Here is a 20,622-nt window from a genome sequence, read left to right on the forward strand (position 1 = left end):
GGATTACAACTAGAAGGCATTTTTTCTGGTGCAACGGACGCGAAATCGGTTAGAAATTCTATTTTTATCGCTTTGCTTGTGTTTTTAGCAGCCATTGTATGTTTGGTACCTGTTTTTGGGAACCACGGAGTATGGATGGCGTTTATCTTATTTAGTCTATCCCGAAGCATCTTTTTATCTCTTTATGTCAAAAAACTAACTAATCGATTAGTCGGATATGGAATTTTGCAGAGAAATGTCATAACCTGCGCTTGCCTAGGAAATACCATCATTTCCTAGATTTTATTTTATAAAATAGTTCTTAAGGATCAGGTATAAAGTTATATTATTTAATTAATACTTACAATCTCTTTACAATTGCTTAATATTCCTTTGCCATAATGAATGGGACAACGGGTGAAGGATGTGTAAGGATTGAAGTCTATTGGTAAATGGGTTAAAAAAAGAATTCGTATTAATAAGAATACAACATGGCATCTGCCAATCATAAAAAGTCCATTTCAATCACAAAGTATTCGGAAAAAAATCATGCTTAGCTTCGGGCTAGTGTTACTAGTTTCTAGTGGACTAGCTATTTACTCCATGATCAATACCCAAAAGGCAAATGAATTAGCTAAATCACTTATTCTAGAAGAATCACAGCAATTAAACGATCTGCAAGATTTACGATTTTACATGGCTGAGCGATTACGGCTCGTAAATGAGTACATGCTTGATGGTTCTCCACAGGCAAAGGAAAGCTTTGAGAGCAATGTAAAGCTTAGTAAACAGTTAGAAAAAAAGTTATTGAATAACGTTGCAGGAACCAAAGATGAAAACTCAGTAAAAAAGGTCATTTCCGATAGTGTCAAATGGAATGAGGTTATGATGAAGGATGCTTTTGACGTGTTTGACAGCGGAGAGAAGCGTCAAGCCTTTCTAAATGTTGGATCTGAAAAGTTTAAAGCCGAACAAACGATGACAAAACTAAAAGCTTTAGCTGACGAAAAAAATAAAAGCGTAGAACAGCTTGGAGAAGAAATCATTTCTAACGGAAATCAAGTTCAGCTTTGGACAATGATTCTTACAATAATAGTTATTGGTATTTCCGTATTAGTTGCCTTTGTATTAATGAAGTCTATTCATGGTCCGATCCGTCGTTTATCAGATAGAATTCAAGAAGTGGCAGAGGGTGATTTTAGTCAAGCTGATATGAAGGTCACATCAAATGATGAAATTGGTGAGCTAACCATTACTTTCAACCGAATGGTAAAAGAGCTACGAGCATTAATTTCACAAGCCTATGAAACAACCACTCAGGTTTCTTCGTCTGCAGAGGATTTAACAGCAAGCTCAGAGGAAACAGCGCAAGGGGCAGAAAGTATTACTTATTCCATTCAAGAGGTGGCCGCATCCTCTCATAAACAATTAGAAAGCGTAAATGAAACTATACATACAATGAACACATTGGCTACGATTCAAGAAACACTAACGCTTTCATCAGAAGAACTGGAAGCTTCAGCAAATATGGTTGACGGAGTGTCTAAAAACGGAAATCAAGTTGTACAACATGCGATTAAGCAAATGACGCATATTCATGACTCCGTTTTAGAAGTGTCAGGAGTGATTGATAACCTTGGTAGTCAATCAAAGGAAATTAGTCAAATAACAAAAGTGATCACAAGTATTGCGGATCAAACTAATTTACTCGCTTTAAATGCTGCTATTGAAGCAGCACGGGCAGGTGAACATGGGAAAGGCTTTGCTGTTGTTGCTGATGAAGTACGTAAGCTTGCCGTACAATCTAAGAGCTCTTCTAACGAAATTATTGATCTTATTTTAAAAATCCAATCTGGTACAAATCAAGCTGTAAAAGCGATGGAAAAGAGCACACTTGAAGTAGAAAATGGGTCAATTGCTGTTAACGAGGCAGGAAGATCATTTACACAAATTACTCACTCTATCACAGACATTCGTAAGACGATTCAGTCTATTCATCAATATGTGCAAAAGATGTCGGAAAGCTCCAAATATGTAACTGCGAATATTGAAGTGCTAACAGAAATTGCAAAGGTGAATTCCAATTCCTCACATGCGGTGGCTGCATCAGCTGAAGAGCAACTGGCAACAATGGAAGAAATCGCTTCGTCCGTTCAGGCAGTCAATGAAATGGCCATTAATTTAAAAGATCTTTTAAGGAAATTTACGATTTAAATAGAATTCACTCCTGTTGGTACAGAGAGAACTTTTTTACTATTTAAATTATTTATAGTTGCGTTATGAAAAACCTTCCACTATGATGGAATTATAGTTTCATATGAAATCTACTAGGGGGGCCCGTATGTTCGGGCTGAGAGAAAACAATATCCAGTTTTCGACTCTTGGAACCTGATCTGGCTCATACCAGCGGAGGGAAGTAGTTACTGCGAAGATGAATGTTTTTTGTTTCGTAACTATGCCAGGTTCTATAAGAATCTGGTTTTTTTGTTTTAAAATAGGTTTTTAATACGAAGGGAGTAAAGAAAGATGAGTCATGAATTTTTAACATTAATTGATAGAGTAAGAGAACAATCACCGTTAGTTCATAATATGACGAATGTGGTAGTAACTAATTTTGTTGCAAATGGGTTGTTAGCTCTTGGTGCTTCACCAGTTATGGCCTATGCCAAAGAAGAAGTAGCTGACATGGTAAGCATAGCAAATTCACTCGTGCTCAATATCGGCACATTAAGGGAACCGGAAGTAGAAGCTATGATCATTGCAGGAAAAGCTGCTAATGGAAAAGGAGTACCGGTCGTGCTTGATCCGGTTGGAGCTGGTGCAACAACATATCGTACAAATACTGTAAAACGAATACTAACAGAAGTGAATATTAGCATATTACGTGGAAATGCTGCCGAGGTAGCCAACGTAGTAGGTGAAGAATGGCAGACACGCGGTGTTGATGCAGGTACAGGTGAAGGAAATATCGCAGATCTCGCTCTTTTAGCAGCTCAAAAATTACATATGACAGTTGTGGTTACCGGAAAAGACGATATTGTCTCTAATGGAGAAGAATCGATCATCATTTCAAACGGACATCCTCTTCTAACAAAAGTAACTGGGACTGGTTGCTTATTTTCATCAGTTGTAGGAGCTTTTGCAAGTGTTGAAACAAATTATTTACTCGCCGCGGCAGGGGCTTCAGCATTTTATGGTGCAGTCGCTGAGCGCGCGATTTTAGCAACAGGTGACCAACATGTTGGCACTTTTCAGATGGAATTTCTAAATCAACTCATGCTTACTTCAGCCTCCGATGTGGTAGATCTAGCCAAAGTGTATTCAAAAATCACAACGATGTAAGGAGCATTGGGGAAAATGGAATATCTAAAACTGTATTTTATAATGGGCAGTCAAGATTGCATGGATCGAACACCTGAAGAAACGTTAGCTTTAGCGATTGAAGGTGGAATAACGTGCTTTCAATATCGAGAAAAAGGGAGCCACTCTCTTGGAGAAACAGGAAAGTACGAGCTTGGAAAAAAACTGCGAGAACTCTGCGCGGAACATAAGGTCCCATTTATCGTCAATGATGATTTACCACTCGCTATTGCTCTTGATGCTGATGGAGTTCATGTTGGCCAGGACGATGAAAATGCAAAATATGTGAGAGAGACAATCGGTCCTAACAAAATTCTTGGTGTATCCACTCACACGATTGAAGAGGGACTTCAAGCCGTTCGAGACGGAGCTGATTACTTAGGAATTGGACCGATGTATCCTACCATTTCAAAAGAGGATACCGAAAAACAACAAAACTTGGATATCTTTACTGAATTTCGTAACGCAGGAATCTCTCTGCCTCTAGTTGCAATTGGTGGAATTAATTCTACCAATGGAGAAACCGTTATGAAAGTAGGAGCAAATGGCCTAGCGATTATTTCCGATATTTGTCGAGCCAGTCACATTCAAGAGCATACCAAGCTATTACGTAGATTAGTTGATGAATTTTAGTCAAGGAGAGGTTATTCACTATGGTAAATAAAGCATTAACCATTGCCGGTTCAGATAGTGGTGGAGGGGCTGGCATACAGGCCGATCTGAAAACATTTCAAGAATTAGATGTGTACGGAATGTCTGTGATAACAGCCGTAACCGCACAAAACACAACAGGGGTACAGGGGGTATATTCAGTTCCTTTGGAAGGAATTCAAGAACAACTCCGATCGATTGCTGAAGATTTGCGTCCAGATGCGATCAAAACCGGGATGTTATTTAACAGTGACACCATTGAGGCTGTTGCGAGATTTATAGAATTTTATGAGATGAAACACATCGTCGTAGATCCGGTGATGATTGCAAAAGGTGGTGCTTCACTTTTACAAAACGAAGCAGTAAAAGCATTAAAAGAAAAATTACTGCCACTCGCGACTATCGTTACACCAAATATTCCCGAAGCCGAGGTGCTTACAGGAATAAAAATTGAGACGATGAATGACCGAAAACAAGCAGCAAAATTGCTCCATGAGATGGGTGCTGAAGCTGTCATGATTAAGGGCGGCCATGATCCGGGAAGTGAAGAAATGATTGATCTTTTATATGATGGAGAAAAATTTCACACCTTTACTTCAAGTCGGATTTCCACAAAAAATACTCATGGCACAGGTTGTACCTTTTCCGCTGCCATAACCGCTCAACTCGCAAAAGGAAGCTCGGTTGTTCAGGCGGTGCAAGTGGCAAAAGACTTTATACAGGCAGCCATTGAGGATGACTTACACATCGGATCCGGTCACGGTCCAACCAATCATTGGGCTTACAATCGAAACAAATCAAAAATCGGAATCAAATAAAATTTGAAATTAGCTAGGGGTGCCTAAAGGCTGAGAGGAAACTTTCCAACCCTTGAACCTGATTTGGTTAGAACCAACGTAGGGAAGCAATCATTTTGCATGAGCTCTATTAAGAGGAAAAGCTCTATGTAAAAGTGAAGGCTTGCCAAGATTGGTAAGTCTTTTTTATTTATCCAAAACAAACCAATAGGAGGAACCACAATGACCGACTTATTAACGATTGGAAACACACAGCTACATAATCGCCTACTCACCGGAACAGGCAAATTTAATAATCACAAACTTATGAAAGAAGCACTAACCCAATCCGGTTCACAGGTTGTTACTGTCGCTTTAAGACGAGTCGACCTGAATGCTACTGGAGAAGAGAACATTCTAGAAGACATTCCGGAAAATATGATTTTGCTTCCGAATACGTCGGGAGCGAGAACCGCCGACGAAGCGGTTCGAATTGCCCGACTTGCAAGAGCAGCCGGTATGGGAAATTGGATTAAAATCGAGGTCATTTCCGACCAAAAGTACTTGCTTCCTGACAATTACGAAACGACTAAGGCAACTGAGATTTTAGCAAATGAAGGGTTTGTCGTTCTACCTTATATGAGCCCAGACTTAATGGCAGCAAAAGCAATGCAAAATGCTGGAGCAGCAGCCATTATGCCACTTGGCTCTCCGATCGGTTCAAATCGAGGAATTCGGACGAAGGAACTGATCCAAATTTTAATAGAAGAAATGGAGCTTCCAATCATTGTTGATGCAGGAATTGGAAAGCCATCAGAAGCCGCAGAAGCAATGGAAATGGGGGCAGCCGCTGTACTAGTAAATACAGCCATTGCTACAGCTAAGGATCCAGTTGAAATGGCCATCGCCTTTGATCTAGCAGTCAAGGCTGGAAGGAAAGCCTATTTAAGTGGTGTAGGACCGACGACAACGACAGCACAAGCGTCATCTCCATTAACAGGATTTTTAGGGTAGGTGAGTGAAATGTCATTTTACGATGAATTTGTAAAAATAAAAAATTATCCATTTGACCACTTTTTTTCCACCATCACCACTCAAGACGTAAAAAAGGTTTTGCAAAAAGAGAGACTTCATACAGAAGACTTCTTAATTCTATTATCTCCAGCTGCTGAACATTGTTTAGAAGAAATGGCGCAAAAGGCTCATCACCGTACTGTACAGCATTTTGGTCGTACGATTCAATTATACGCACCACTTTATTTAACCGATTATTGTGTGAACAAATGTACGTACTGTAGCTTTAGTATTGATAATGATTTTCCACGTAGAAAACTGACATTGGCTGAAATTGAAGAAGAATCGAAGGCACTTGTCAAAATGGGATTACGACATATTATCTTACTAACGGGAGAATCTCGTCTCCATTCCTCAGTCGATTATTTGTGTGAAACGATTGATGTGATGAAAAACTATTTTTCTTCTCTATCCATTGAGATACAGCCATTAGATACGGAAGAGTACCGAACACTCGTTGCCCAGGGAATTGATGGATTAACGGTGTACCAAGAAGTGTACAACGAAGAAATCTATAAAGAGCATCACTTAAAGGGACCGAAGCGGAATTATCGCTATCGACTAGATGCACCTGAAAGAGGTGCCAAAGCTGGCATGAGATCCGTCAATATCGGAGCACTACTAGGAATGGATGAGTGGAGAAAGGAAGTCTTTTTCACTGGCCTTCATGGTCATTATTTACAAAAAAATTATCTTGAAACGGATATTGCTCTGTCATTTCCTCGAATTCGGCCAAATCTTGGTGGCTTTCAACCAAAGGTGGATGTTACAGATAAAAATTTGGTTCAAGCCATGCTAGCGTCCCGTTTATTTTTACCACGTGCAGGAATGACTCTATCAACGAGAGAAAGTGCTGAACTAAGACGTCATTTGCTTCCATTAGGAGTGACCAAAATGTCTGCTGCCTCATCAACCGTTGTTGGGGGATACGCCAATAAAGAACACACACATAGTCAATTTGAAATATCGGACAAAAGAAGTGTGGCTGAGGTAAAGGAATCACTAAGAGAACTTGGCTACCAACCTGTCGTAAAAGATTGGGAAATACTGACACATTCATCATAAGGAGAGCCACATCATGCACTATGAAAATATCAAGGAAAGAATTCTCACTTTTATTGAAAATGAAGAAAAAGATTCATTTGATTCATTAGCTTTACAGGTCTTCGCCTACCAGTACGAAAATAATCGTATTTACCGAAAGTTTTGTCGATCAAGAAAGGTTCACCCATCGATGGTGCAATCCTATCAGCAAATTCCGCCTGTACCAGTAGGTGCTTTTAAGGAGGCGGACATTGCTTGTACACCGATTGAAGAGGTGGAGACTTATTTTCAAACAAGCGGAACGACCAGTGGAAAGCAAGGGAGAAATTTTCACCGTGATTTAGAGGTGTGGACTTCCTCGATGAAAAAGCACTTTGAAGAAAATATCATGAAGGACAAGAACCGTGTAAAAATGGCTATACTATTTCCTCATCCATCGGAAATGCCCAATTCCTCTCTGTCTCAGTATTTGTATACAGCCATTCGCGACTACGGAACGGAGGAGAGTGTATATATCGCCAGCAATGGGACGTATGATTTCGAAAAGCTTGTCTCGTTCATTGAAGAATCTGAACGCACCAACACTCCTGTATATTTGTTAGGAGCTACGTTTTCCTTTATCCATTTTGTTGAGTTCATGAAAGGCAAAAACCTTCAATTTCAACTACCAAAAGGAAGCCGGATAATGGATACAGGAGGGTCTAAGGGTCGAGCCATTGAAATGAGTTCAGTTCAATTTAAACAAATGGTGGCAGAAGCGTGTAGCTTACCCGTTGAGGATTGCGTGAACATGTATGGAATGACTGAGTTAAGCTCTCAGTTTTACGATCAAAGCGGATCTGGGCAACAAAAAGCCCCTCATTGGGTAAGAACAGTAGTCATCAATTCGGAAAACGGTTTGTGTGTACAAGATGGAAATCGAGGAATCCTCGTTCATTATGATCTAGCCAACTTCCATTCGGTCCTTGGGGTTATGACGGAGGACTTAGGGATTAAAGAAAGTGATGGGTTTTACTTGTTAGGAAGAAGCGAAGGGGCAGAGGCAAAGGGCTGTTCCCTCGCTGTAGAGCAGTTTCGTAACGGAGTAAGCAAATGAAACTAAAAATCGGTTTTGTCCCAAGCATGATCTCACCCTCTTATGAAGAACGAACGTTTGATACTCTAACACTACTTGTACCAAAACTAACAAGTGAGGAACTGAAACAAGTCATTTTACATCTAAGACAACAGCAAAGAAAGCTACAGGGACGCAAAACAAATGACATTATTAACATCCTTGATCAGGCCATTCAACTCTGGCTTGACCCGAACTATCACTATCGAAAACTAGCGGAAGAACTACTTCCACTTATAACCGGGTATGACTCGGAAATGATACGTGTGTTTTTACATTCATATTTACGTTCGTTTCGTAAAGAAAAGCTGCAAAGAATGGTCGAAGTGGATTTCCCCAATCCACTTGTCCTTGACGAATTTCGTCCACGATCATCGGGAGGCTTAACAAGAGCCTATGGACCAGAGCTCATTACGCATGTGTTTTCCGGAAATGTTCCTGCCTTGCCGTTATGGAGTTTAGTGAGTGGTCTTTTAGTTAAGTCTAGTACACTTGGGAAGCTCTCTTCCTCCGAGCCTTTGTTTGCCTGTCTGTTTGTTGAAACATTGAGAGAGATTGACAAGGACTTGGCGGAATCCATCAGCATCATTTGGTGGAAAGGTGGAGAAGAAGAATTAGAGCAGATAGCATTCTCTTCATCAGAGGCAGTGATTGCATATGGAAGCGAGACGTCCATTGATTCGATTAGAAAAAAAGTTCCACCTCATGTCCACCTTCATGCACACGGACATAAACTGAGTGCGGGTTTTATAGCAAAAGACTGCCTACAGCGCGTTCTCGTAACCGAAACTGCCAGAAGGGCAGCGAAGGATGCTTCTCAGTTTGATCAGCAAGCCTGTCTTTCTCCTCATGTTTTTTTTGTCGAGGAAAAGGGGAATGTATCGGTACGTGAATTTGCTAGTTTGCTAGCGCAAGAAATGAATAATTATGAAGTGAAAATGCCAAGAGCTAGATTAAGTGAACAGGAAAAACAAGCGATCATTCAGACTCGCTCAACCTTTCAATTTCAAGCTTTTCAAACGAAAGAAATAGCTATTTTCCAAAGCGAGGAAAGTACTTCCTGGACGGTTGTTTACGATAAGAAAGCGACTTTGTTTCCGATATCGCCATTAAACCGCTTTGTGTATGTGATTCCCGTTCAGTCCGTTGAGAATGTACCTTCCTATCTACATGAAGTACGAGGATTATTACAGACCTTTGGGGTCGCCTGCACTCCAAACAACTTTCGTTCCATCATAGAAGTGCTCGGTCAATGTGGAGTCAATCGAGTTACCTTTTTAGGTAGAATGGGAGAACCAGAACCTGGTTGGCATCATGATGGCAGACCACATTTAGCCGATTTGGTTCGTTGGGTCGACGTGGAGGCTAGCGTAGAAATCGAAATGGAAACGTATGATCCGAACCGAATATAAGGAGAGAAGGGAAATGCAGGCACCATATATACAATTAAAAGAGGTCGGTCTTACCTATGAAAAAGATCAAAGAGATACCATCCGGCAATTTTCCCTTGATATTAAGGAAGGGGAATTTATCAGCATTGTTGGAAAAAGTGGCTGCGGAAAAACAAGTCTTTTACAAATGATCGCAGGACTGCAAAAGCCTACCACTGGAATGATTACTATAGGTGGACATGAGGTGAAAGAACCGGTTGATGAGCTTTCATACGTTTTTCAAAAACCCATTTTCTTAGAATGGAAGACGATTTTGGAGAATGTCTTACTTCCACTCCAGTTAAAGAGAAAATTGACAGAAACGGATATGAATAAGGCAAAGGAAATGCTAGATCGTGTCGGTCTTACAGATGCGATTCATAAATTTCCATATGAGTGCTCGGGAGGAATGCAGTCAAGAGTGGCAATCGTACGTGCTTTACTAGATCAACCACACATCCTTTTGATGGATGAACCATTTTCTGCCCTAGATTCTTTTACAAGAGATCAGTTGCATGTTCAACTTAATGAATTAATTGATATGTACAAACCAACCGTATTATTTGTCACCCATGATCTGCAGGAAGCATTTTTCCTGTCTGACCGGATCATTCTTCTAGGTGGGGAACCTGGAAGAATTCTTCAAGAGTACCAAGTACCGTTTACTCGACCAAGACAGAAGACTATTTGTTTTGATCCGTCTTTTTTCAACTTTCAGCAAGATATGAATGAGAGGCTTCAATCATGAAGAAAATCTATCTATATTCGACTCTACTATTTATTTCCCTACTTATTTTGTGGGAGATGATTGTAAAGGTGATGAAAATATCAACGCTAATTTTACCCAAACCAACAACGATTGTAGAAAATCTTTTCACCCTGGTACTTAGTGGGTATTTTACGCCACATATTTTCACAACCCTAGTTGAAATTATAAGCGGATTTTTTGTAGGTGCTCTCATTGGAATCGGACTAGGCCTTTTAGTTGCACAGTCGAACACCCTTCGACTTGTTCTGAAGCCCTATATTATTGCCACACAAGCGATGCCAAAGGTCGCTCTAGCTCCACTTCTCATTCTATGGTTTGGGTACGGATACACGCCAAAGATTTTGATTGTAGCATTAATCAGTTTCTTTCCTTTATTTGAGAGTACCATAACGGGTTTATTAGTAGTCGACAAGGACCGTTTAGCCCTTTTTCAGCTATTAAAAGCTAGCAAATGGCAAACCTTGTGGAAACTGCAGCTGCCGACCGCTATCCCTTACTTGCTTTCGGGTATGAGGGTGGCAATTGTCCTTAGTGTGGTTGGAGCAGTTGTTAGTGAGTTTATTGGTGCCAATAAGGGATTGGGAGCGTTAATTATCGTGGCACAAGGAATGATGGATACGCCCTTATTATTTTCAGCCTTTATTCTATTAACAATCATTGGCATTTTTTTGTACGCTTCGATATCTGTCATCGAACATCTTTTTTTAAGAAAATATACAACTTATCGGAGGAAAAACTCGTGAAAATCTTTAAAGGATTATTACCTATTTTACTAGTATTAACAGTCATAGTAACGGGATGTTCAAAGGAAAGTAGCCAACCAGCTGAAACAGAAAAACAAGTGGAAACGATTCGAATGGCCTCCTGGAGCAAGCCAATTGTTGAACAAAGCAACTTATACGTGGCCGAGGAAAAAGGGTTTTTTGAAAAAGAAAATCTAACATTTGAATACATACCGGGAGCTGGTGGAGGAGATGCGGTTAAGAATATCCTGGCTGGAAATGCTGATATAGCTTTCGCAAACCTAGAGGCCGTTCTGTTAGCAGCCGAAAAAGGTGAAAAATTGAAGATCATTTATAATATTTATCCTGAAAACGTATTTAACTTGGTTTCCTTAAAGGAAAGCAATATCCAATCGATAGAGGATTTAAAAGGAAAAAACGTCGGTGTTTATAGCCTAGCAAGTGGTACGTATCAAAATTTACAAGTGCTATTGCATGACGCTGGGGTGAAGGAAGAGGAAATTACGGTAACAGCAACCGGTGTTCTTAATTTCGCCCCTTTGATGGAAGGGCAAGTGGCTGCTACCGCTGCTACTGATACCGGTTTGTATGATGCCAGGCAAAAGGGCTTAGGCGAAGTAAATATCATTGAAGTGAAAGATGTTCTAAATACTCCATCTGATGTGTTTGTAGTTTCCGAAAAAGTATTTAATGAAAAGAAAGATCTGCTTATTCGCTTTCTTCAAGTCTACAAAGATAGCATAGAGTACACGATGGAGAACCCAGATGAGGCGGCTGATATAGCAATGAAGCATGCAGTGGACGGTACCGATGTCACACGAAACAAAGAGATTATTGCGATAAGAAACCAAACAAGTAAGAACAACAAGGGTCTCGGGATGTTCGACTTTACTGTTTTAGAAGAGGTTGAAGCTTCTTACGTAGACATGGGATTATTACAAAAAGCGGTCCATATCGAAGACCTTACAACGAACGAACTTGTTGAGCAGCTGAAATAAGGGGGTGTAGATGTGAATCTCTCTTTAGCAGGAAGGGTATGTATGATCACGGGCTCAAGCCGAGGCATTGGAGCGGCATTTGCTGAAAGCTTCGCCTCCGCAGGGTGTCATGTAGTTATCAATTATTTAAAAAATGCAGAAAAGGCAGAAATACTGGCGGAAAAATTACAAAAAAAATACGGAGTGGACTGTCTAGCCATTCAAGCAGATGTGACGAATGAAAACGATGTAAGAAGATTGATAAGTAAGGTAATTGAAGAGTTTGATCGGATCGACATCGTAGTTAATAACGCCCTCCATGGATACCTTTTTGATCCTACAGAAAGAAAATGGGCATGGGAAGTAGAGTGGAAAGATTATCAAAAACAAATCGATGGTTCGTTAAAGGGAACCTATCTAATGTGTAAATACACGATACCTCATATGAAAGACATGAACTTCGGTCGAATCATTAATATGACCACCAATTTATTGTATCGCCCGATTGTACCTTACCATGACTATAACACAGCCAAGGGAGCCGTCATGACCTATTCGCAAAACTTAGCAGCTGATCTAGGAAGGTTCGGTATTACCGTTAATTGTATTGCTCCAGGGCTAGTGTACCCAACAGAAGCAAGTAAACGAACAAAGGAAGAAGTGAAATCAGTCATTCTTGCTGAGACACCCCTAGGGAGAATTGCCCGACCTGAAGATATTACTGGAACGGCACTTTATTTAGCTAGCAATTGGGCACGATTTGTTACCGGTCAAACCATCATCGTTGACGGTGGATATACGATGAAATAAGGAGCGTATGATGAAAAAAGAATTGCATGTCATTTCAACAGGACAGCAAGAAAAAGCAGATATGATCAAAATTGCCCGAAACATTCACTCATATGTGGATTATATTCATTTACGTGAGAATCATCGGTCACCAGAGGAAATTCTTCACTTCATTCAAGGCATGAAAGAAGCTGATATCCCCCTTTCAAAAGTGATACTAAATGGATCGTCAAGTATAGCGTTAGCTGGAGGAGTAGGTGGGATTCAGCTTTCCCATAGAGGCGAAGATGTATTAATGGTAAAAAAGCATTATCCGATGTTACGAGTCGGATGCTCCGTACATTCGCTCAGTGAAGCATTGGAAAAAGAAAAAAGGGGTGCCGATTTCTTACTATTTGGCCATGTGTTCGAAAGTAATTCTAAGCCTGGACTCCGTCCTCGTGGTTTGTATGCTTTACAAGAAATCACTGCCTACGTAGCTATTCCTGTCATTGCCATCGGTGGAATGATCCCTTCGAATATACAGGAGGTATTTACAGCAGGTGCTAGTGGAGTGGCTGTCTTATCGGGTATTTTTGGAGCGGATGATCCAGTAAGAGCTGCCATCAATTATCATAAGGAACTTGAGGTGATTGGAAAATGACTATTTACGTTAATGGAAAAGAAACACTGTTAGAAACAGGAACAAATACAATCATGACACTTATTGAATCTTACGAACTAAATCCAAAGGTTGTCATTGTTGAACACAACAAAGATATCGTTGCAAAAGAAAACTATGAATCAACAATACTTGAACATGGGGATCAAATCGAACTCGTACATTTTGTTGGGGGAGGTTGATGATTTGAACGACCGTTACTCGAGACAAGAACTTTTTTCACCAATAGGAAAAGAAGGTCAAAAGGAAATACAGCAATCACATGTATTAATTATTGGAGCAGGTGCACTAGGAACAGCACTTGCTGAATCTCTCACACGAGCAGGAATAGGGAAACTAACCATCGTTGATCGGGACTACGTCGAATGGAGCAATCTTCAACGCCAACAGCTATATAGCGAATCAGACGCTCGTGATCGGATCCCAAAGGCTGTGGCAGCAAAAAAACGGCTGCAGAATATCAACTCTGACGTGGAAGTAGTATCACACGTGATGGATGTAAGCATCGAGGAGATGGAGCAGTTAATCGTAGGGGTTGATCTTATTTTAGATGCCACCGATAATTTTGACACGCGACTGCTCATCAATGATATATCACAAAAAGCGAACATTCCATGGATTTATGGAGCATGTGTGGGGAGCTATGGGTTATCTCTTACCATTATCCCTGGAAAAACACCATGCTTGCAATGCTTATTAGATAGTATTCCTCTAGGTGGAATGACCTGTGACACAGCAGGCATCATTTCACCCGCAGTTCAAATCGTCGTTGCACACCAAGTAACAGAAGCACTCAAGCTAGTTACTGGAAATCTAGCAGCACTTAGAGGCAATCTTTATTCGTTTGATTTATGGCTGAATTCATCGTCATCGATTTCAGTAGAAAAAATGAAAAAAGATGATTGCCCGTCTTGCGGAAAGACTCCAAGCTATCCGTATTTAGATAAAAGCAACTCAACAAAAACAGCGGTGCTATGCGGAAGAAATACCGTACAAATTCGACCAGCGACCAACACAATGTTAAATCTTGAAACACTAGCTGATCGATTAAAAGCCTACGGCCAAGTGAGTAGAAATCATTATTTACTATCACTGACGAAGGGAGATCACCGACTTGTTTTCTTTACAGATGGACGTGTGCTTATACATGGAACAAAGGATATTGCAGAAGCAAAAAAACTGTATTATCAGTTTGTAGGATAATCGAAAGGGTCCTAGTCTTTAGAACTGGACCCCTTTTGTATGCCTTATTGTCCGGTCACAGTCACATTTCTTACCGAAAATTCCGTTTTCCTCTTCTCTTTTGTTAATACAAATACATCTACTTGTGATGTTTCACTCTCAAGTATAAAGTCTAGTTGTTTTATACTCCAATTACTTGTTAATGAGACTTCCAATTCTTTTTCTTTTAAAAATTTGCCTCTAGCATCTGTTTCTTCGATTTTTAAAATGACCGAACCTGATCCTTTGGATTCCAATTGAAACAAAATGTTTTTCGAATCAAGATCTTTAGGTGTTGCAACAAAACCTTCTCCGGCCTTCAATCCTTCTGTTTTAATGAGAAATTCTCCGTTTTGACTATCTTGAACCACAGCTCCAATACCAAGTAACTGAATGCTCTTTATTTCCTTCGCAAAAATACTTTGGCTATTTACCACAAAAGCGAGCAAGATTATCAGAAACACATGCATCGTTTTTTTCATCACTTCATCCTCCTATTTAGTTATCGTATCTAATTTACTGAGAGTTGCTGGCCCTGCAATACCATCAGCTTTTAATTTATATTTCTTTTGAAACGCAATGACGGCATTTCTTGTTGCTGCATCATACGAACCATGTGAATTTCCTCTGTATACACCATTTTTCTTTAATTTGTTTTGCATATCCGATACAGCGGCACCTTTTGAACCAGAACGTAAGGTAGGGTACTTTTTAACAGTGGTTGTTGCTGGTTTTGATACGGTAGCCACTTTGGTTGGGGCGATTACTGCATCAAGCTTGGATAAAGTAGCAGGTCCTGCGATACCGTCCGCTTTTAGCTTGTATTTTTTCTGAAAGGCAATGACCGCATTTCGGGTACTTGTATCGTATTTACCATGCACACTTCCTTTATAAATTCCCGCTTTCTTTAATTTATTTTGCATATCCGTAACGGCTGATCCACTTGATCCCACACGAAGGGTTGGGTATTTCTTTACTGGTGCTGCAACGACAGGTGCCGATGCTCTGGGTGGCGTAACGGCTGGTTTTGGTGCTGGAGCAGGTGCGGGTACCGGCGTTGTTGGTACTGGAGCAGAAACAGCACCAGGTGTATTTGCAGCTGGTTGACTTTTTAATGGTGGTTGAGTATCTGTTTCGGTTTGCGAAATTTTTACTTTCAAAGCTTGTCCAATAAAAATTGATTCTGATGTTAATTGGTTCCATTCTTTCAATTCATCAACGGTCATTTTGTAAGTGGTCGCAATTTTCCAAAGTGTGTCCCCAGATTGAACGATATGTGTAACGGCAGAAGAAGGAGATGTACTTCCTGTATACTCTTTTGGCTGAGTTTCACTAACTGGAGAAACTTCCAGCTGTCCATCATGCGCTAACCATGTACGATACGATTGCCAAATGGAGGAGCTTTCTTGTCCTAAGCTCCAGCTTCCCGAACCCTTAAGATTATATTTATGAATTAACTGTAATTTCGCTTTAATCGACTCATGATTTTCATACCAAATATGATACGTACCAGCTGTAAGTTTGTTACCGGCAATGGTCATGGTTGGGTCTCCTGGTTTAATCGTAATCGTTGCTTTAGGAGATTGTGATGCTTCATCATAGGTTACCGTACCGCCATATTTGGCGAGCATTTCGTCAACCCGGTTATTTGAAATACCCGCACCACCTGTTGCTTCACCTTCTTTCCAGTATCGGCCATAAAAAGGAATGCCTAGAACGATTTTGTCGGCAGCGACTCCTTGATTCAAAGAATATTGGATGGAGCGTTCCACCCAGCTGTAACTTGCGACCGGTCCTTGAGGTCCACCGGCATAGCTTTCATCATATGCCATAATCATTAAATAACTGGCATATTTCGAAAGCTCTTTGTAGTCATAAGAACCGTGCCAACCTTTGGTCCATCCGTTCGGGTTAGCGGCAACTGCTACCGACACCTCCTTGTTTGCAGGAAGTTTTTCACGCAATAAACGGACCAAATCCGTGTAGGCTTCACGATCAATATCTGTCACATTTTCAATATCCACCTGAACTCCATCAAGATTATTTTTCACGATAAACTCGGCGATTTGAGAAGATAATTTTTCACGGTTGCTAAGCGCCTGGCGTCCTAGGGTTCGGTCCCAATGATTACTCAAAAAAGGAATGACTTTTATGCCACGGGCGTGCATTTGAGTAACAAAAGCTGGATCATATTGAGAAGTAATTTTGAGAGACGCATCTGCATTTAAATCAAAATAGCTGGGGGACACTTGGCTTAAGTTTCCTTGTGTTTTATCAACTTGAGAGATATAAGAGCTCGTATTACCAAAATACAAATAACTCATGTTAAAAGTGACTTCGTGAGCGGAAGTGCTTAATGAAGGGAAGTTAGCAAGAATCATAGCACTGGAAACAACTAGAACCCTTGCGATCTTTAATCCAGGGTATTGCTTCTTTACAAAGATGTTTGCAGAGTTTTGGAGAGATTCCTCGTTTTCTTCACCAACTTCTGAACTAAACTCAGTTAGCAATTTTTGTTTATCTATTTTCATATGTACAGTAGCTATAAGCTGACCATCTTGTTCTTTTAGTTCAATATGCGAAAATTCATACATCATCTTGATCACCACCTGGTGTTAGTATGTTCTATCCGCTATTTAATCATTAAAATACATAACCGAGAACGAAAGGTTTCTTGATATAATGGGGTTATTATGAAGTTCATGAGGGGAGAGGACAGAGTGATGATTCGTAAAGCCTTACAAGCGGATGCAAAGGGCATTGCCAAAGTTCATGTTGATAGCTGGCGAACCACATATAAGCATATTTTCCCAGAAGATTACCTACAATCACTAACGTATGAAAGTCGTGAGAAACTATGGAAAAGTGTAATCCCTAACGGATATGTATATGTCGCTGAAAATCATCAAGGGGAGATCGTTGGCTTTTCATCAGGTGGGAAAGAAAGAACGGGAGACTACCCAGGGTATGAGGGAGAATTATATGCGATTTACCTTCTGCAGGAGTACCAAGGGAAAGGGATTGGACGCCAGCTCATGAAGGCGTTAATTGAACAGTTCACTATTGATGGAATTAATTCAATGACGGTATTGGTATTGGAGGAGAATCCATCAAAGCTTTTTTATCAATCACTCGGAGCGATAGAAATTGACCGACTACAAGATACATTGGCTGGGAAAGAAGTAATTGAACTTGTATATGGATGGAAAGACATATCAAAAATCGAATAAAATACAACTATATCGCTTACATAAAACTCATGAATTTCGTTTGTTTCGCCAACAATAAGAAATAAAGTTTTTAATGAGAGGACGATCATAGTTGAAAATGCAAATGGATTTGACCGCAAGTGAACTAGGCTATCTTTGGTCGATGTACCAGTCCCTATCCATGAATATGTGCATTCTAAAGTATTTTGACCAAATTGTAGAAGATGATGAGATTAAAGGGTTAAATAAGGAACTTTTAGCATGTTGTCTGACCGCACAAGGTGAAATCACCACGATTATGAATAATGAGAAATTCCCCATTCCTGTTGCCTTTACGGATCAAGATGTAAACTTACAAGCAGGCAAACTATTTACAGAACCACTCATCCTTTATTATCACTGGTTTGTTTCAAAAGGAAACTTAAATTATTCATCCATTGCCTTGAATACCATTGCTCGGGAAGATATATTTGCTTTGTTTAAGCGCTATAATACCGAGTCTTTAGAAATGTTGGATAAGGCAAGAAGTCTTTTACTCGAAAAAGGATTATGGATTCGTTCACCTTATATCCCCATCCCAATTGAGGTTCAATTTGTTCAAAAACAAAGTTACTTAACTAAATGGCTTGGGGAGCATCGTCCGTTGACAGGACAAGAAATTTCAATGATTTTTTATAATATTTTAACGAATGAAGTTGGGCTCACGGTGATGAAAGGCTTTATTCAGGTAACCGATGATGAGCCTTTCAAATCCTATATGATAAAAGGGAAAGAAATAGCAACGAAGCATATGAACACATTAAGTGAAATATTTAAAAAGGAGGAAATCTCCACTCCAGGTGCATGGAGCGTGAGTACGACTTCTTCCAAAACAGCTCCATTTTCAACAAAACTAATGATTTCTCTAATCAATTTCTTAAACTCTCAAGGAATCGCTAACTATGGTGTGGCTTTAACAAGTTCAATGAGAAGCGATATTTTTAGAACTTTTACTAGCCTAATGGCAGATGTTGCTCGGTATGCTGAAGATGGGGCGAATATTTTGATTGAACATGGTTGGTTTGAATCTCCACCACAAGCATCAAAATTAACGTAAATAAAAAACGACCTCCTTTATCAGGATGGTCGTTTCATATATTTAAAAGATAATGTGACTTAGATTTTTCGTTTCTAAAAGTTGTTTCTCTACCCAGTTTCGTAATAGCTTCTCTAGTTCGGGATGAAGGGGGAGGGAAGACTCAGCGATTATGTCTTTCTTGGCCGTTAGCATATGGGAGGTCTGAGCATGAAATTTCAGTGAATGACCCATATTCTCCACAATATAATATTCAGAATCACCTTTAACAAAGCTAGCTAAGTCCTCTAAAACAGCAGGGTTTGCTTGAATGTCCCTAGAGCCAGTGATCGCAAGAACGGGACAAGTAACCTTAGCTAAATCCTCCCGTACATTATAGGCAAAATGTTCACGCATCCATTTTGCATTGATGGTCTGAAATTGAACCTTCATCGTGTCCTTTTTAGATTCCATCACTTTTTGGATAAAGGCCTGGGCCTGAGGTTCAATTTTTTTATCAGTTTTAAACAAGCGTAACAGGAACCCAATAAACCCTTTAGCACTCCTCATATCCACAGCTGCTATCTCTCGTTGCCTTTTTAACGCTTCTTCTAAACGTTCCACGGCACCTGCAAGTAAAATCAATCCAGAGATTGGTTCTCTAGCTGCTAGAGCTGTTCCAATCATACAACCTTCACTATGACCAAGGACAATCACTTGATCTGCATCCACAGCATCATGCGATTTTAAAAACTGAACAGCTGCTTGCGAATCGTCCACGAGATCCCAAAGACCAGTTCGGTTATAATCACCTTCGCTTTTTCCAACGCCACGTTTATCATAACGTAAAGTAATAAATCCAAGCTCTGTAAAAAAATGTGCCAGCTGTTTGTATAAATTAAGATCTAACTTTTTATTTACTTTCCCATCACGATTCAGCTTTCCAGTGCCAGGAATAATCAATATGGAAGGAGACTTTTGCTGAACACGATCAGGAAGGGTAAGGCTTCCACTTAATTTAACTTTGCTTTGAATAACAACCTCTGTTTCTCTCATACACATCTCTCCCTACTCATTTGGTTCTGGTATAATGATATTAGCAAATGTTCGTTTCCTTCTATTTGATGCTTGCTTATTCGTTAGGACTTTAGAATACACGTGCCCGAGTTCTTGAAGGAGGGAAGTGAACTCTTCGTCAGATAAATAAAGGGAAGCTTGGCGTAATGAAACTCCATCCTTTACAAAGTCTACCTTTTCCTGTGAAACGTACCGTTCATATTCAGCCATAATATTAGCGATATACTTCATGAAAAGAGCCATGTATTGTTCTTTATTATAGTTGGCTAGGACATCAGTCCCTAAGTTAATTTCCTTGGGTTGAAGAGAATACCATTTTTCTACCGTTCCCCGGATCTGTTGCTCATCTACTACAAACACAACTTTGGATTCAAATAGTTTTTTTAAATGACGATAAAGGGTCGCTTGGGGAATGTCAGGCATTCTTTCCTTCATTTGTTGAACAGTTAAGGGCTCGCTAACAAGAGACTGGATGATTCTCATGCGAACAGGGTGTAGGATGACATCTGCTTTTGATTCACTCATATAAGCTAGCTCCTTTTTATTTATTATCACTATTGATAATGATAATATAAACGTTTTATTGGAAAAAGTAAAGAACAATCCAAAAATAGAAAGGTGCTACGCTGTGCTATCAGAAAGATATCACGCTTCTACCTAAGTGCATTGCTGGACAATACTGTATAAGTAGTCT

At 40.0% G+C, this 20,622-nt stretch carries 21 protein-coding genes, 1 pseudogene and 2 riboswitches; of the genes and pseudogenes, 18 read left to right on the plus strand and 4 right to left on the minus strand.

Annotated features, from left to right (window positions below; translation table 11 throughout):
- Positions 1-1,110 precede the first annotated feature (1,110 nt).
- The 16 genes and pseudogenes from ACQ5H4_RS06970 to ACQ5H4_RS07045 form a co-directional block, all read left to right on the plus strand.
- Positions 1,111-1,254 (plus strand): annotated as a pseudogene (locus ACQ5H4_RS06970) (HAMP domain-containing protein); the annotation flags it as partial.
- Entirely contained in the window at positions 1,246-2,193 is a 948-nt protein-coding gene (locus tag ACQ5H4_RS06975; protein ID WP_430774375.1) for a methyl-accepting chemotaxis protein, read from the plus strand. The pseudogene ACQ5H4_RS06970 and the gene ACQ5H4_RS06975, both read left to right, overlap by 9 nt.
- Before the next feature lie 105 nt (positions 2,194-2,298).
- Positions 2,299-2,411, plus strand: a riboswitch (TPP riboswitch).
- A 94-nt stretch (positions 2,412-2,505) separates the two neighbouring features.
- A complete protein-coding gene (gene thiM / locus ACQ5H4_RS06980; protein ID WP_430774235.1) occupies positions 2,506-3,321 on the plus strand; it encodes a hydroxyethylthiazole kinase in 816 nt (271 codons plus the stop codon).
- Between the two features lie 15 nt (positions 3,322-3,336).
- A complete protein-coding gene (thiE, locus tag ACQ5H4_RS06985; protein WP_430774236.1) occupies positions 3,337-3,972 on the plus strand; it encodes a thiamine phosphate synthase in 636 nt (211 codons plus the stop codon).
- Between the two features lie 20 nt (positions 3,973-3,992).
- On the plus strand, positions 3,993-4,808 hold the full coding sequence (gene thiD / locus ACQ5H4_RS06990; RefSeq protein WP_430774237.1) for a bifunctional hydroxymethylpyrimidine kinase/phosphomethylpyrimidine kinase: 816 nt from the start codon (positions 3,993-3,995) through the stop codon (positions 4,806-4,808).
- Between the two features lie 5 nt (positions 4,809-4,813).
- A riboswitch (TPP riboswitch) is annotated at positions 4,814-4,910 on the plus strand.
- Positions 4,911-5,009: 99 nt separating this feature from the next.
- Positions 5,010-5,780: a thiazole synthase gene (locus ACQ5H4_RS06995; protein ID WP_430774238.1), complete on the plus strand. Its 771-nt coding sequence runs from the start codon at positions 5,010-5,012 to the stop codon at positions 5,778-5,780.
- Positions 5,781-5,789: 9 nt separating this feature from the next.
- The gene (gene thiH / locus ACQ5H4_RS07000) at positions 5,790-6,905 is read left to right on the plus strand and encodes a 2-iminoacetate synthase ThiH (protein WP_430774239.1); all 1,116 of its coding nucleotides are present in this window, start codon (positions 5,790-5,792) and stop codon (positions 6,903-6,905) included.
- A 13-nt stretch (positions 6,906-6,918) separates the two neighbouring features.
- Entirely contained in the window at positions 6,919-7,980 is a 1,062-nt protein-coding gene (locus ACQ5H4_RS07005) for a LuxE/PaaK family acyltransferase (RefSeq protein ID WP_430774240.1), read from the plus strand.
- Positions 7,977-9,410: an acyl-CoA reductase gene (locus ACQ5H4_RS07010; RefSeq protein ID WP_430774241.1), complete on the plus strand. Its 1,434-nt coding sequence runs from the start codon at positions 7,977-7,979 to the stop codon at positions 9,408-9,410. Before ACQ5H4_RS07005 ends, ACQ5H4_RS07010 begins: the two co-directional genes overlap by 4 nt.
- Positions 9,411-9,423: 13 nt before the next feature.
- Positions 9,424-10,176: an ABC transporter ATP-binding protein gene (locus tag ACQ5H4_RS07015; protein WP_430774242.1), complete on the plus strand. Its 753-nt coding sequence runs from the start codon at positions 9,424-9,426 to the stop codon at positions 10,174-10,176.
- Positions 10,173-10,940, plus strand: coding sequence for an ABC transporter permease (locus ACQ5H4_RS07020; RefSeq protein WP_430774243.1), 768 nt, complete (start codon positions 10,173-10,175; stop codon positions 10,938-10,940). Before ACQ5H4_RS07015 ends, ACQ5H4_RS07020 begins: the two co-directional genes overlap by 4 nt.
- Positions 10,937-11,938: an ABC transporter substrate-binding protein gene (locus tag ACQ5H4_RS07025; RefSeq protein WP_430774244.1), complete on the plus strand. Its 1,002-nt coding sequence runs from the start codon at positions 10,937-10,939 to the stop codon at positions 11,936-11,938. Before ACQ5H4_RS07020 ends, ACQ5H4_RS07025 begins: the two co-directional genes overlap by 4 nt.
- A 12-nt stretch (positions 11,939-11,950) precedes the next feature.
- Positions 11,951-12,727: an SDR family oxidoreductase gene (locus tag ACQ5H4_RS07030; RefSeq protein ID WP_430774245.1), complete on the plus strand. Its 777-nt coding sequence runs from the start codon at positions 11,951-11,953 to the stop codon at positions 12,725-12,727.
- A 10-nt stretch (positions 12,728-12,737) separates the two neighbouring features.
- Positions 12,738-13,349, plus strand: coding sequence for a thiamine phosphate synthase (locus tag ACQ5H4_RS07035; RefSeq protein WP_430774246.1), 612 nt, complete (start codon positions 12,738-12,740; stop codon positions 13,347-13,349).
- Positions 13,346-13,549: a sulfur carrier protein ThiS gene (gene thiS, locus ACQ5H4_RS07040; RefSeq protein WP_430774247.1), complete on the plus strand. Its 204-nt coding sequence runs from the start codon at positions 13,346-13,348 to the stop codon at positions 13,547-13,549. Before ACQ5H4_RS07035 ends, thiS begins: the two co-directional genes overlap by 4 nt.
- Before the next feature lie 4 nt (positions 13,550-13,553).
- On the plus strand, positions 13,554-14,570 hold the full coding sequence (locus ACQ5H4_RS07045) for a thiazole biosynthesis adenylyltransferase ThiF (protein WP_430774248.1): 1,017 nt from the start codon (positions 13,554-13,556) through the stop codon (positions 14,568-14,570).
- Positions 14,571-14,614: 44 nt separating this feature from the next.
- Here the strand turns inward: ACQ5H4_RS07045 and ACQ5H4_RS07050 are convergent, their stop codons facing one another.
- The gene (locus ACQ5H4_RS07050; protein ID WP_430774249.1) at positions 14,615-15,070 is read right to left on the minus strand and encodes a hypothetical protein; all 456 of its coding nucleotides are present in this window, start codon (positions 15,068-15,070) and stop codon (positions 14,615-14,617) included.
- A 12-nt stretch (positions 15,071-15,082) separates the two neighbouring features.
- Positions 15,083-17,185 (minus strand): peptidoglycan-binding protein, encoded by a 2,103-nt coding sequence (locus ACQ5H4_RS07055; RefSeq protein ID WP_430774250.1) that lies wholly within the window; start codon positions 17,183-17,185, stop codon positions 15,083-15,085.
- 126 nt (positions 17,186-17,311) lie between these two features.
- Between ACQ5H4_RS07055 and ACQ5H4_RS07060 the strand changes: the two genes are divergently transcribed.
- Complete coding sequence (locus tag ACQ5H4_RS07060; protein ID WP_430774376.1) at positions 17,312-17,818, plus strand: GNAT family N-acetyltransferase; 507 nt, start codon at positions 17,312-17,314, stop codon at positions 17,816-17,818.
- Between the two features lie 97 nt (positions 17,819-17,915).
- On the plus strand, positions 17,916-18,893 hold the full coding sequence (locus ACQ5H4_RS07065; protein WP_430774377.1) for a DUF3231 family protein: 978 nt from the start codon (positions 17,916-17,918) through the stop codon (positions 18,891-18,893).
- A gap of 42 nt (positions 18,894-18,935) precedes the next feature.
- Here ACQ5H4_RS07065 and ACQ5H4_RS07070 read toward each other — a convergent pair whose 3' ends face one another.
- Both ACQ5H4_RS07070 and ACQ5H4_RS07075 read right to left on the minus strand, forming a co-directional pair.
- Positions 18,936-19,907 (minus strand): alpha/beta hydrolase, encoded by a 972-nt coding sequence (locus ACQ5H4_RS07070; protein ID WP_430774251.1) that lies wholly within the window; start codon positions 19,905-19,907, stop codon positions 18,936-18,938.
- Between the two features lie 12 nt (positions 19,908-19,919).
- Positions 19,920-20,453: a helix-turn-helix domain-containing protein gene (locus tag ACQ5H4_RS07075; protein WP_430774252.1), complete on the minus strand. Its 534-nt coding sequence runs from the start codon at positions 20,451-20,453 to the stop codon at positions 19,920-19,922.
- Positions 20,454-20,622 lie beyond the last annotated feature (169 nt).

The sequence above is a fragment of the Bacillus coreaensis genome (assembly GCF_050586445.1).
Classification (GTDB): domain Bacteria; phylum Bacillota; class Bacilli; order Bacillales; family Cytobacillaceae; genus Robertmurraya_A; species Robertmurraya_A coreaensis.

Excerpts from the sequence above, each read along its gene's own strand:
- ACQ5H4_RS06975 (WP_430774375.1), top strand. The coding sequence starts at position 1,246 with ATGGTAAAAGAGCTACGAGCATTAATTTCACAAGCCTATGAAACAACC.
- thiM (WP_430774235.1), top strand. The coding sequence starts at position 2,506 with ATGAGTCATGAATTTTTAACATTAATTGATAGAGTAAGAGAACAATCA.
- thiE (WP_430774236.1), top strand. The coding sequence starts at position 3,337 with ATGGAATATCTAAAACTGTATTTTATAATGGGCAGTCAAGATTGCATG.
- thiD (WP_430774237.1), top strand. The coding sequence starts at position 3,993 with ATGGTAAATAAAGCATTAACCATTGCCGGTTCAGATAGTGGTGGAGGG.
- ACQ5H4_RS06995 (WP_430774238.1), top strand. The coding sequence starts at position 5,010 with ATGACCGACTTATTAACGATTGGAAACACACAGCTACATAATCGCCTA.
- thiH (WP_430774239.1), top strand. The coding sequence starts at position 5,790 with ATGTCATTTTACGATGAATTTGTAAAAATAAAAAATTATCCATTTGAC.
- ACQ5H4_RS07005 (WP_430774240.1), top strand. The coding sequence starts at position 6,919 with ATGCACTATGAAAATATCAAGGAAAGAATTCTCACTTTTATTGAAAAT.
- ACQ5H4_RS07010 (WP_430774241.1), top strand. The coding sequence starts at position 7,977 with ATGAAACTAAAAATCGGTTTTGTCCCAAGCATGATCTCACCCTCTTAT.
- ACQ5H4_RS07015 (WP_430774242.1), top strand. The coding sequence starts at position 9,424 with ATGCAGGCACCATATATACAATTAAAAGAGGTCGGTCTTACCTATGAA.
- ACQ5H4_RS07020 (WP_430774243.1), top strand. The coding sequence starts at position 10,173 with ATGAAGAAAATCTATCTATATTCGACTCTACTATTTATTTCCCTACTT.
- ACQ5H4_RS07035 (WP_430774246.1), top strand. The coding sequence starts at position 12,738 with ATGAAAAAAGAATTGCATGTCATTTCAACAGGACAGCAAGAAAAAGCA.
- thiS (WP_430774247.1), top strand. The coding sequence starts at position 13,346 with ATGACTATTTACGTTAATGGAAAAGAAACACTGTTAGAAACAGGAACA.
- ACQ5H4_RS07050 (WP_430774249.1), bottom strand. The coding sequence starts at position 15,070 with ATGAAAAAAACGATGCATGTGTTTCTGATAATCTTGCTCGCTTTTGTG.
- ACQ5H4_RS07055 (WP_430774250.1), bottom strand. The coding sequence starts at position 17,185 with ATGATGTATGAATTTTCGCATATTGAACTAAAAGAACAAGATGGTCAG.
- ACQ5H4_RS07060 (WP_430774376.1), top strand. The coding sequence starts at position 17,312 with ATGATTCGTAAAGCCTTACAAGCGGATGCAAAGGGCATTGCCAAAGTT.
- ACQ5H4_RS07065 (WP_430774377.1), top strand. The coding sequence starts at position 17,916 with ATGCAAATGGATTTGACCGCAAGTGAACTAGGCTATCTTTGGTCGATG.
- ACQ5H4_RS07070 (WP_430774251.1), bottom strand. The coding sequence starts at position 19,907 with ATGAGAGAAACAGAGGTTGTTATTCAAAGCAAAGTTAAATTAAGTGGA.
- ACQ5H4_RS07075 (WP_430774252.1), bottom strand. The coding sequence starts at position 20,453 with ATGAGTGAATCAAAAGCAGATGTCATCCTACACCCTGTTCGCATGAGA.